The 11688-nt window shown below is 51.3% G+C and carries 14 protein-coding genes; 12 read left to right on the top strand and 2 right to left on the bottom strand.

The genetic code is table 11. The annotated features are described in order from the left end of the window. The first annotated feature begins 69 nt into the window (after positions 1-69). The 7 genes from DS739_RS07075 to DS739_RS07045 all read left to right on the top strand — a co-directional run bounded on the left by DS739_RS07075 (position 70) and on the right by DS739_RS07045 (position 4920). Complete coding sequence (locus DS739_RS07075; protein WP_006115526.1) at positions 70-384, top strand: TonB-dependent receptor domain-containing protein; 315 nt, start codon at positions 70-72, stop codon at positions 382-384. 401 nt (positions 385-785) lie between these two features. After that, positions 786-2021 carry a PepSY domain-containing protein gene (locus DS739_RS07070; RefSeq protein WP_035353243.1) on the top strand — a complete coding sequence of 412 codons (1236 nt, stop codon included), beginning with the start codon at positions 786-788 and terminating at the stop codon, positions 2019-2021. Continuing rightward, positions 2021-2272, top strand: coding sequence for a hypothetical protein (locus DS739_RS07065; protein ID WP_035353246.1), 252 nt, complete (start codon positions 2021-2023; stop codon positions 2270-2272). Before DS739_RS07070 ends, DS739_RS07065 begins: the two co-directional genes overlap by 1 nt. Beyond that, a complete protein-coding gene (gene exbB / locus DS739_RS07060; RefSeq protein ID WP_006115524.1) occupies positions 2269-3018 on the top strand; it encodes a tonB-system energizer ExbB in 750 nt (249 codons plus the stop codon). The genes DS739_RS07065 and exbB overlap by 4 nt, the downstream gene beginning before the upstream one ends. Positions 3019-3023: 5 nt before the next feature. Then, positions 3024-3506: a TonB system transport protein ExbD gene (exbD, locus tag DS739_RS07055; RefSeq protein ID WP_006115523.1), complete on the top strand. Its 483-nt coding sequence runs from the start codon at positions 3024-3026 to the stop codon at positions 3504-3506. After that, the gene (locus DS739_RS07050; protein WP_006115522.1) at positions 3503-4360 is read left to right on the top strand and encodes an energy transducer TonB; all 858 of its coding nucleotides are present in this window, start codon (positions 3503-3505) and stop codon (positions 4358-4360) included. Before exbD ends, DS739_RS07050 begins: the two co-directional genes overlap by 4 nt. A 44-nt stretch (positions 4361-4404) precedes the next feature. Beyond that, entirely contained in the window at positions 4405-4920 is a 516-nt protein-coding gene (locus DS739_RS07045; RefSeq protein ID WP_006115521.1) for a Fur family transcriptional regulator, read from the top strand. Positions 4921-5068: 148 nt separating this feature from the next. Here DS739_RS07045 and DS739_RS07040 read toward each other — a convergent pair whose 3' ends face one another. Further along, positions 5069-6442 (bottom strand): Nramp family divalent metal transporter, encoded by a 1374-nt coding sequence (locus DS739_RS07040; RefSeq protein WP_006115520.1) that lies wholly within the window; start codon positions 6440-6442, stop codon positions 5069-5071. 190 nt (positions 6443-6632) lie between these two features. Here DS739_RS07040 and mntR point away from each other — a divergent pair, with 190 nt between their 5' ends. From mntR to DS739_RS07010, 5 genes are all read left to right on the top strand, one after another. Further along, a complete protein-coding gene (mntR, locus tag DS739_RS07035) occupies positions 6633-7109 on the top strand; it encodes a manganese-binding transcriptional regulator MntR (protein ID WP_035353249.1) in 477 nt (158 codons plus the stop codon). Positions 7110-7788: 679 nt separating this feature from the next. Continuing rightward, positions 7789-8694, top strand: a complete 906-nt coding sequence (locus tag DS739_RS07025) for a hemin ABC transporter substrate-binding protein (RefSeq protein ID WP_035353276.1) — start codon at positions 7789-7791, stop codon at positions 8692-8694. After that, positions 8691-9740 carry an iron ABC transporter permease gene (locus DS739_RS07020; protein ID WP_006115517.1) on the top strand — a complete coding sequence of 350 codons (1050 nt, stop codon included), beginning with the start codon at positions 8691-8693 and terminating at the stop codon, positions 9738-9740. Before DS739_RS07025 ends, DS739_RS07020 begins: the two co-directional genes overlap by 4 nt. After that, positions 9737-10546 (top strand): heme ABC transporter ATP-binding protein, encoded by an 810-nt coding sequence (locus DS739_RS07015; RefSeq protein WP_006115516.1) that lies wholly within the window; start codon positions 9737-9739, stop codon positions 10544-10546. The genes DS739_RS07020 and DS739_RS07015 overlap by 4 nt, the downstream gene beginning before the upstream one ends. Before the next feature lie 23 nt (positions 10547-10569). Continuing rightward, positions 10570-10890, top strand: coding sequence for an antibiotic biosynthesis monooxygenase (locus tag DS739_RS07010; RefSeq protein ID WP_006115515.1), 321 nt, complete (start codon positions 10570-10572; stop codon positions 10888-10890). Positions 10891-10971: 81 nt separating this feature from the next. Here DS739_RS07010 and DS739_RS07005 read toward each other — a convergent pair whose 3' ends face one another. After that, positions 10972-11559, bottom strand: coding sequence for a biliverdin-producing heme oxygenase (locus tag DS739_RS07005; RefSeq protein ID WP_006115514.1), 588 nt, complete (start codon positions 11557-11559; stop codon positions 10972-10974). Between the last annotated feature and the right edge of the window lie 129 nt (positions 11560-11688).

Genomic DNA, 11688 nt, shown 5'->3' with positions numbered 1-11688 from the left:
ACGGTATTTTTTGGGTTCCAAATTATCTGGCTGGCAGTTCCAAATTATGCGGCCCGCTACACCCGTAACATGTTCTCATTTTTTCTAAATTACAGCCTGCCCCAAAATATTGCTCCGGGCTTGGCTGTAAATGGTGGCATGCGCTATGTGGGGTTCACTTATGATGATGCGGTAAATACCTTTAAGGTTCCTGCGTATTATTTGTTCGATATTGGCATGCATTACGATTTTGGACAAAAAATTCCGATGCTTAAGGGGCTACAGGCACAGCTTGCTGTTTCTAACCTGACAAACAAATATTATGTAACGTCCTGCGGCGGCAATTATGCCTGTTACATTGGCCAAGGCCGCCGAGTATATGGCAACCTGTCGTATAGTTGGTAATTGTTGAACAAACCCACCGTGGTTCTCTTGCAAAATATCAGGTAAAGCATATGCGCCCTAGGCAGAAACCCGGATGGACGGCGCAATGACTGTTCTGTTTGGGGGCGTAATCTTGCTGAAGCGAACATATAAAAGGTGGTTGCGAGCATAAAAACAGCCCTAACGGCAAAAATTTTAACGCCTGATATAAAAAATTTTCAGCAATGCCCGAAAAAAACGGGCTTTCGATCGTCTTTGTAGATGAGGGGATTGTTCTGTGCCGCTGATTATCAGGCAGCAAAAGGCAGTTTCCTCTTTTTTCCGACGCATCCGAGGGCGCGTAACACGATGGACACGGTAGAATTTTACGCAGAATACAGTTGCGAATCACTCTTACACGCATTTGTGAGTGCGCTGTTTTCATGACCAACCGTGCCCTTCGCCGCTGGTTTGTGGTTCATAAATGGACCAGTCTGGTTTGTACGCTGTTTCTACTCATTATCTGCGTAACGGGCCTGCCGCTGCTTTTTTCCGAACAAATCTGGGATACGTTCGTAGGGGACGATGATCCACCTTACGAGGTGCTGCCGCCGAATACGCCAAACGCCAGTCTGGATGTTATTGTAGAAAAGGCGAGGGCGCTTTACCCAGAACAAATCATTACGAATGTTAATCCAGATGATGATGAGCCAGCCGTACTCGTCTCCATGGCTCCAAGCTGGCAAGCGTTGGAAGAAGATAAAAACTACCCAGATCGGAATTCCAGTCACTGGATCAAGTTTGATGCGCGCACAGCAAAGGTGCTGAAGCAATCACGCCCTGCTGATGCGCCCCAAAAGCCACGCACCTGGACCGGCATTATTATGGGTATTTGCAACCAGCTCCATACCAGCCTGTTTGCCGGGTTGACTGGCCGCCTGTTTCTCGGGGCAATGGGGGGTATCTTTGTTGCCTCTTTAGTTTCCGGCACAGTGCTGTATGGGCGTTTTATGAAGCGCCTGCCATTCGGTTCTGTGCGGAAGGATCGTGCCGCGCGCCTAACATGGCTAGACCTGCATAACCTATTGGGCGTGGCCACGCTGATGTGGGCAATGGTGGTTGGTTTTACAGGCTTGGTCAACGAGCTCCAAACCCCGCTATTTGGCCTGTGGCGCGTAACAGATGTAAGGCAGACTCTCAAACCCTATGCCAATCTCCCGGTGCCCTCGCAGGATCATCTATCCTCTGTGCAAGCTGCGTTTAATACGGCAGCCAAAGCGGCACCCGGCAATGAGGTTACGGGCCTGTCCTATCCCGGATCTTCCTTTGGTAGCCCAGTGCATTACGTGCTGTGGACGCGTGGGAGCACACCACTACGTGCACGTTTGTTTACGCCAGTTTTGGTAGATGCGCGCACGGGTGCATTAACCGGGGCGTATCCAATGCCGTGGTATCTCCGCTTTCTGGAAATCTCTCGTCCTCTGCATTTTGGTGATTACGGTGGCATGCCGTTGCGTATCCTATGGGCGCTACTGGATGTGGTGGTGATTGGCGTGTTGGTCAGTGGTCTGGTGCTGTGGGCCAATAAGCGGAAGATAGCTACCGATGCCCGCCTGCGTAAGCTTGGTTACGAACTGGACGAAACCGACGGAATGCCTGCCCTTGTGGGAGATGTGTGATGAACGCCTTTTCTCATCAGGCACCCATCATTTCTTCTCACGGCACAGCACCACGCCCATCTGTGTTTGTTTGGCCGTGGCCAATTGCGCTGGGGCTGCTTACCACATTTGGGTTGCTGTCAGCGCTTTTGGGCCAGCACGGTATCTGGCTTGGCCTGTCTTGGGCAGCTCTTTCCATTCCCCTTATTGTTACGGTCGTTTGCCTGATCCGGGCTTGGAATAGACCGTCTTCCAAAGGAGGTCTTTCATGACCGATCTTGCACCAATTTCCTTCTCTCCGTGGGAGATGTTCCTTAATGCTGGCCTCGTAGTGCGCTGCGTGATGGTTTTGCTGGCTGTAGCAGCTCTACTGACATGGACCATCTTTATTGCCAAGTCAGTTGAACTGCTACGTGTGCGGGTCAAACTAGCCAAAGCCGAACACACTTTGGAACAAGCAGGTACGCTGGATTTGGGCGAGGAAGGCACGCGTAAAAACGGTATTGCCCATACGCTTGTCATGGCAGCCGAGACCGAACGCACACGTTCGCAGGATATTCCCGATGATAGCGAGGGCCTGAAAGAACGGATTGTGTTGCACCTTGAGCGGTTGGAAGCCGCCGAGGGGCGTAGGCTCATGCGCGGCACTGGCTTACTGGCCACCATTGGCGCAACATCTCCCTTTATTGGCCTGTTTGGCACGGTGTGGGGGATCATGACCTCGTTCACCGGCATTGCTGCCAGCAAGGCTACCAGCCTCGCTGTCGTAGCACCCGGCATTGCAGAGGCGTTACTGGCAACAGCCCTTGGTCTGGTGGCGGCTATTCCTGCAGTGGTGATTTACAATCACCTTGCCCGCCAGACAGCATCCTGCCGCGCACAGGTGGCTGACCTGACATCTCTTGTTATGCGTCTGGTCTCGCGTGATCTGGGGCGCAGCCAGATGCAGATGGAACGGGGCAATATAGTGCGTTTAGGGCAACAAAACCGCGATGCCCGTACGGTGGCCGGGGAGTAAGCGGCATGATCCGTATCCGCCACACCGATGAAAGCCCGCATGAGGCCAGCGAGATCAATGTTACGCCCTTTATTGACGTGATGCTGGTACTACTGGTGATTTTTATGGTTACAGCACCGCTTACCACAGTGAATGTGCCAGTAGATCTACCATCCTCAACAGAAAAACCAACGCCACGCCCAGATGACCCGGTGTTTCTAACCGTAAAGGCCGATCATGGTCTGGCATTGGGTGAAGACGACATTGCTGCCGATGCCTTGCCAGGAGCGCTGGAAACAGCAACCAAGGGTAACAAAGACCAGCGCATTTTTCTGCGTGCAGATAAAACTGTTGATTACGGTACGCTCATGGGCGTGATGGATAAGCTGCGTTCGGCTGGTTATCTCAAAGTAGCGCTCGTCAACCTTCAGGGGCAGGAAGAAGGGAGCGAAGCAGGAAGCGCGGCTGTTTCTACTGGCAGTGTAAACGCAGCGGGAGCCGCGCCATGAGTGGGACTGCGGATATAACGCAGGCACCAGAAGGAGCTATTTCCTTTGCTGACTGGCAGCGCAGCCAGTTGCGCCAGACACAGCGAGATGATGCGCTGCGTTGGGGTTTTTCGTTGCTTGCCGTGCTTGCCGTAAGTGGCGGTGCTGTCTGGTGGATCATGCGCCTGCCACCACCGGCTGTAGCGGTGCCTGAGCCTCCTCCAGCGGCCATTGCGATAGATATGGCGCCTGAACCGGTTTCAACACCCACACCGCCAACAGATGCCCCCATCGGCCCGCAGCAGACCCAGTCCATTCCTGATCCGGCTCCGGTAGAGCCACCAAAGGTTACGGCTCCGCCATCGCCCGCGCCTAATCCACCGGTGCCAGTACCCAAACCGGAAAAGCCGCGTAAAATCGTTAAAAAACACAAGCCGGTGCCGCATCTCAAAAAACCGATCCCGGATAAAACACCACCAGCCGAGACAACAACTGCGCCGCCATCATCAGAAGCGCCTCCAGCGCCGGCACAGGCTGCGCCAGCACCCGGTGCGTCTTCTTCCAAGGCATCACATGATCCGGTGACATGGCAGGGCGCATTATTGGCGCAATTGGAGAAGTTTAAGCGCTATCCGTCAGATGCCATGGCCGATCATCAGGAGGGTGTCCCCACCGTAACGTTCTCCATGGATCGTAAGGGGCATGTGCTTTCAGTTACGCTGGCCAGTAGTTCTGGCCATGCGCTGCTTGATCAGGAGGCCGTGGCGTTGCCCAAGCGGGCTCAGCCATTGCCTATCCCACCAGATAGCGTGGCGGGAGACCCCATTACACTTACCGTACCCGTCGAATTTTATATCCATAGTGGCGAAAACTAAGGTTTTCCATCATTCCTTTTTCAGATCGTGACAGGATCAAAACCATGCTTGCATTTTCCGCATATCGCCGTTCTCCACCCGCCTTGAAGCAGATCCGCCCCGGTATGGGGGCCAGCCGCAGCGCGGTGCGGCGTTTGGAAGAACGTTGCGAAGATGTTGGCATTAGGATGACTGATCTGCGCCGAGTGCTTCTACATGGTGTGCTAGAGGTTGAGCCACATGCTACAGTGGTAGAAATATGGAAAGCGCTTAGCGTAATGACAAACGGTCACGCGCCTTCTCAGGGTTCTATCCAGCGTAATCTGAATTTGTTGGTAGCGCGTGATATCCTGCGTCGGGATGTTACGCCCGATCGACTGTGGCGCTACAGCGTGGCCCCGGAACCGAAGGTTCTGCCATCTGTTCTTTTTATTGAAGTCGGAACAGGGCGGAAAATTCCGTGTAATGCGCCAGAAGTTGTTATTTTACTGCGTCGGGTAGCGGCTGAACACGGGTTGGCAGTGCAGGGGGCTTCTATCACCGTAACACCTTCTGTCGGGCATGACATAGAAGCCCGATAGTAATGTATTTAAGAGATTTTATCATATCTACAATAGTCAATACTGGCCGCGCGAGGTAAAGGCGTTGGCCAGTTTTTTCATTGGTTGATTCCATTTGCAGGCTTATAGTATATATTTAGCGTTGTAATATTTAAAGTCTGTAGCGTTATTACAAAACAGTATCATACAAAAGTTTAAAGTTGAGAACCAGAATAATAGCAGCCACAACCCAAGCCAAGATGGTTGTTTTGCGAGAGATGACAAGCTCTCCCATTTTCTGGCGGTCAGATACGAATAGAATTAAAGGAATAACGGCAAAAGGAAGCTGCATGGACAGGATAACCTGGCTTAGCATCAGCAGTTCCCCCACACCCTTATTCCCGTAAAGGGCTGTCACTACTATGACAGGCATAATGGCAAGGCCGCGAGTGAGGAGCCGTTGCATCCAATGCGGTATTTTTAACCGTAAAAAGCCTTCCATAATAATTTGTCCAGCTAATGTGCCGGTTACAGTTGAATTGGTGCCGGCAGCTAAAAGAGCAACCGCAAACAGGGTTGATGCAATACCCAAGCCAAGAACGGGAGAGAGCAGGCGGTAGGCATCCTCTATTTCCGCAACATTCTGGTGCCCAGTTGTGTGGAAGGCCGCTGCGGCAACGATGAGAATGGCAGCGTTAATAAACAGGGCCAACACAAGGGCAATTGTACTATCCCACGTGGCCCACCGAATAGCTTCTCTGCGGCCAGATAATGTGTGCTCGAATGCGCGTGTCTGCACGATAGATGAATGCAGATACAAGTTATGCGGCATAACCGTAGCGCCAATAATGCCGATTGCAATGTAAAGCATCTGGCTATTGGTTATAATTTTGGGAGAGGGAATAAAGCCTTTAAGCACGTCAGCAACAGGCGGAGCTGCGGCCATAATCTGCACACCAAAACAGATGGCAATAATGCTGAGCAATGCAATAACAAACGCTTCTAGATACCGGAATCCTCGGTTCATTAAAAAGAGTACGAGAAAGGCATCAAGAACCGAAATAATTGCCCCGCCTAAAAGCGGAATACCAAATAAAAGCTGAAGCGCTACGGCTGTGCCAATTACCTCAGCCAGATCACATGCAATAATGGCAAGTTCGCAAGCCAGCCAAAGAGCAATATTGATGGCAGGCGGAAAATGATCTCGACACGCCTGAGCCAGATCGCGGCCAGTTGCAATGCCTAGTCTGGCAGACAGAGCTTGAAGAAGAATAGCCATCAGGTTTGAAAGCATGATGACGGCCAGAAGCCTATAACCAAACTGGGCGCCACCTTGTAAATCAGTCGCCCAGTTTCCGGGGTCCATATACCCTACGGAAACCATGTAACCCGGCCCCACAAAAGCCAGAAAACGCTTGAACCACGATTTACCAGCCGCAGGTAATTTAATGCTGGCAAAAGATTCCGGCAAACTTTTGCTGCCTGCTTCTGTCGTTTTAGCAAAACGCCATGCAGATTTTTGGGCAGACAACGGTGGAGCAGGGGCTTGCGAGTCTTGGGACATAAATCCAGACTAAACTGTACCTGATTAAATATGCAATATGCTATATTACAAAGCATGAGGAAACTTTTGGTTGCTGTGCATTTGCATGATATCTAATGTAAGATATTCCTGTTGGAATACTTTATACTTAACAGAATAATCTTAGCGGTATGGAGCCAACACAGCCCTACGGATTGGTTGGAAAGTGGGAATGCAGCAAACTTTTGATACAGCAGATACTCTCCCTGATGCACAAACACATTCAGAAGGGTTCCGTATCAGCCGTGTAGCGCGGCAGCATGCGCTTATTGAAGATTATGTAGAACTTATTGCAGATCTTCTGGATGAAGGGCAGGAGGCCCGGCAGGTTGATCTGGCAACTCGGCTGGGGGTTTCTCAGCCAACAGTCGCCAAAATGTTGATACGCCTTGGTGATGAAGGGCTGGTTGCTCGCAAACCTTATCGCGGTATTTTTCTAACACCCGAGGGGCGCGAAATGGCAGAAAAAGTCCGCGCACGACATCGTATTGTTGAAGCGTTTCTTCTGGCTCTTGGTGTAAGCCCGTGCAATGCACGCATTGATGCAGAAGGGTTGGAACATTATGTGGGAGCTGAAACACTAAAAGCGTTTCAGCTCGCCATGGATGCTGGTTTGGGTGATTTTATGCAAAATGCCAGAAAAGAATAAGGCAATAAAAATCTGGTGAAATGTTTTTCCTATATAAGTTCCGAAAAGTAGATATCATACCGGAGCCCGATCAATTATTGCAGCACATGCCATCTAGGAGCACGCCAAGCGTAGCCTGAACGGGATCTGCCCCAACCTTTGCTTCAAGAAGTTGGCTACTCATCGCCGGAACTGAACATCAGATGGTAAAGAGCGGGGTTGCAGAGTGTAAACTCTATACAAGCCCGCGCTCCGGCCACGAATTGTTTGCGTGCAGAAGATTGGTTTCAGGATATGGCACCCACTATGGTTTCTCCAAGCCGGATGAAACCGATCCGGGCCAGTTCCCGTAGGAGCATATCACGGGAAGGACGGCTTTATCACTATGCAGCCTCATGGTTTTGTCTGGAAAATGATATTGATTCTCATTCTCTATTGTGAAAGGGTGGGTACGATTTGATGCGCACGACCGCGCCGCGTTTGTGAAAAATGTTGGATTTGAAGACATTTTGTAGTGTGGAGGGGCAATGTTTATCATCATGAACCGTTTTAAAGCCCGCAGGCTTGAGCGGAAGGCTGTGTTGAGCGCCGTGCATCAAAATATGGAGCAGGCAGCCTGATGAAAAACCATTGGTTAGCAAATAAGCATCGTGATCAGATTGCAGCCACATCATTGCTGTCTCGCCGTTCTTTGGGCGCCATGCTGGCTTTTGGAATGGCCTCAACCTGCATGCCGCAGGCCGGGTTGGCACAAGATGTAACGCATGAGGTTACACCTCGTATTGTTACAGATTGCCGAGGTCGACGCATTACACTCCATGGTGTAACAAGAATAGCCAGCATTGGTGGCACTATAACCGAAACACTGTACGCATTAGGCCGCTCAAATGCGATTTTGGCGGTGGATCAAACTTCCACATGGCCAGAAGTAGCGCGAAAAGAGAAAAAAGATCTGGGTTACATGCGTGCCATCTCGTCTGAAGGGGTTTTGTCCCTACGGCCGGATCTTGTGCTGACCATGAACGATGCAGGGCCGCCCGCAGCTATGGATCAGCTTGTGGCATCAGGTGTTCCTGTCGTGTTTGTAGATGCCACCCCATCTTCTGAAGCAATTGAACAGCGCACCCGTTTTTTAGCTGATATTGTTGGGGCTCAACCGGCAGGTGAGCAGTTGTGCAGCACTATTGCCGAGCAGTTCCGGCAGTTGAATGCATGGCGCACCGTGCATACAGAAAAGCCGCGTGTATTATTTGTCATGCGCATGACAAATAACCGCCCTATGGCAGCAGGTAAAGGAACGGCAGCAGATGCCATGATCCGCCTTGCCGGAGGTGTTAACGCCGGTGCTGATATGCAAGGTTACAAGATTGTGGATCAGGAAAATCTTGTAGCCCTTCGGCCAGACATTATTCTGCTTATGGATCAAACAGCAACCACTCTCCGTTCAGCTTTGCAGGCAGATCCCGGCTTCAAGCTTACTCCAGCAGGGCGTAACAATGCTTTTGTGAGCATGGAAGGAGAGCGCCTGCTAGGCTTTGGCCCCCGTACGCCTCAGGCTGCTTTAGACCTTGCCAGAATGATGGCGGCGGTGAGTCACCCTGCATGATGATGCGGCGACATGTTGTTCTGTTGCTGTGTGCCTTGTTGCCATTATTAATGCTGGTTATGGCAGTTTCCCTCAACGTTGGGGCAACAGGCGTACACCTTACGGCATTGTGGCATGGTGGTACACAGGCAGATAGTTTTGCAGACCGGGTTGTTCTGACCCAGATCCGCGGCCCTCGTGTTGTTATGGCCGGGCTTACAGGGGCGGCTTTGGCCGTGGCCGGTGCTGTTATGCAAGGGCTTTTTAGAAATCCGTTGGCGGACCCCGGGTTGATTGGCGTGTCCTCAGGGGCGGCTTTGGCTACGGCCTGCATGATTGTATTGGGCGGAGCATGGCTGGATTTAGGGGGTGGGGGCGTGCATGCGGTAATCATGAGCACGGCATGGGCCGTTCCCGCCGCGGGTATGTTGGGTAGTTTTGTTGCCGCATGTTTGCTTTATATGTTTGCAACGCGTGGCGGTGCTACATCTGTGAGCATGATCCTGCTAGCAGGAGTGGCGTTCAGCGCGTTTTCTGGTGCGTTAACCGGCATACTTATCTTCCGCGCGAATGACACGGCATTACGTGATCTAACTTTTTGGACGATGGGCAGTTTTGCGGGGGCAACATGGCCACGCATAGGCTTGTTATGTCCTTTCCTGTTGGTGGCTGCGTGGGTAACAGCGCGTCTGGCTATGCCTCTGAACGCCCTATTACTGGGAGAGAGTGATGCAAGGCTGATGGGGTATCCTGTGGAGCGTATCAAACGGTGCGCTATGTTCTCGGTTGCCTGCGCTGTTGGCCCTACGGTTTCTTTTGTTGGGGCCATTGGGTTTGTAGGCGTTGTGGTTCCCCATTTGGTGCGGTTGATGACAGGGCCAGATCATCGGCTGGTACTGCCGGGAAGCGCCTTGTTAGGGGCAATTCTGTTGATAGCGGCAGATACGTTGGCGCGCGTTATTGCCATGCCCGCAGATGTGCCTGTGGGAATTGTAACCGCGGTTTTAGGTACACCAGTTTTTGTCTGGCTGCTAACACGCACTCATGACAGGGAAGAACTGGCATGAAGCTTTCCTTGCATAATGCGGGCTGGCGTGTTCGTGGCAAAGATATTGTGCATGGAGCCTCTCTAGACTTCGCGCCTGGTCAGCTAACGGCCATTATCGGGCCAAATGGCGCTGGTAAAAGCACATTGCTGCGCCTTGTTAGCGGTTTATTGCCCGCAACCAGTGGTGATGTGCAGCTTGATGATGTTCCTATAACCACATTTTCGTCTGCTCGGCTGGCGGCCAGCCGGGCTATGTTAATGCAGGACTCTCCGTTGCGGGCTCAGTTCACGCTGCGTGAGTTGGTGGCAATGGGCGGGCAAATTTCTGCTCCATTCATGAGCGCTCCAGTCCGTTTTGAGCTTGCCGGAAAGTTGCTTGAACGGGTTGGATTGGCTGCTTTTGCTGAGCGCGATGTTATGGATCTGTCCGGAGGGGAGCAGCAGCGTGTTCATCTGGCGCGGGTTCTGATGCAACTGGAGGCTGCCGTGCATGGCACGGACTGCCCCCCAGGTTTTTTGCTGCTGGATGAGCCAATCTCGGCTCAGGATTTGTCTCGGCAGCATCTGGTTCTTAATCTTGCGCGCGCCCATGCCACAAGTGGCGGTGGTGTGGTGTTGGTTATTCATGATCTGAATTGGGCCGCTGCCTGCGCAGACCGCATTGTGGTGATGCACGAGGGAAGCATTTTTGCGCAGGGGACACCGGAGCAGGTTTTAACCAACGCGTTGGCCAGCCATGTGTTTGGGCTGGAAGAAGGGCGGGTGCGCATGCACGTAGGTAGCGGCAAGCCCTACGTTTTGCCACATGATATGATTTACCAATAATAGTTACAGGAAAGGATCAGGATATGTCTCAATATATCGCCATGAACCGTTTTTTGGTGGCACCGGAAAATGAAGATGCCTTCCAGAAGCGTTGGCTGGAACGTGAGGTTTTATTAAAGACTGTTCCAGGATTTGTTAGTTTCCAGTTTTTAAAAGGTCCAGAAAAGGATGGAGGTAGGCTTTACGCTTCTCACACGGTATGGGATTCATACGATGCATTTGTGGACTGGACACAGTCTGAGCAGTTTCGGCAGGCACATGCAGGTGCGGGGCAGGGCCGTGCGCTAACTGCCGGGCCTCCTGTGTTTGAAGGATTCAGCGTATTGCAGGATGTGACAGTCTGATATCCTTTATCTGCCATCTTATAGTAACTTTATGACCTGAAATTCCTTTGGATTTCAGGTCATTTTTATTTCTTCAGAAAATCAGTTTGATGTGCTGATAAGCGTGTCAGACGTTATCATATAGTTTTTCACGCGCATAAAACCAGACTTAGCCCCGGCTGTAGCTAGAACTGGGTCAAACCCTGCAAGGTCAATAGCGCTTTTAAATGCATTCCAGGATGGGCCTCGGCCGCCAGGGTCTGCGGCAAGGTGGCGTCCACCAAAGTTTTCGGTAAAGCCCAGTTTTTCAACCAGTTTTGTTAAAAAATTTGCACCAAGTTTCGAACCTTCTGCCACGTATAGCCAGCCTACGGCGGTTGAAACATCTTGGATACATATAGAAGAGCCTGCTTCAGGAAAGGGTAGGTTAAGATCTCGCATATCCTGACAAACTTGTGCAAAGCGGTTTCTGGTGGCCAGATCAGGAATGATCTCTAGCAGTTGGTCATGCTTGTACAGATCATTGATATCCCGATGGAATAAATACTGAAGTTGCACAAAACTTTTGTATTTCTCGGTGCTGGAGAACAGACCATGCGCCATGATGCTTTTGTCCAGATCTTCATGGAGCGTGTGGGTTGCGTCTTTAAGGCGGAGAGAAAGTGAAAGGGGATCGGACATGTTGGTCATGTTATTGGCCTTTACGACATAAACGCATGCAGAGAGATGCGCATGTGTGACTTATTTAACGCAAATGATAATCATATGCAATAAGAGCTTGATGGGAGACCGCTCCCTGTGCATCATAAAATAATAATG

It is taken from the genome of Acetobacter sp. JWB, from assembly GCF_003323795.1.
Lineage (GTDB): Bacteria > Pseudomonadota > Alphaproteobacteria > Acetobacterales > Acetobacteraceae > Acetobacter > Acetobacter oryzifermentans.
The sequence above is the reverse complement of the archived record's forward strand: the minus strand, read 5'-3'. Positions and strand labels throughout refer to the sequence as shown.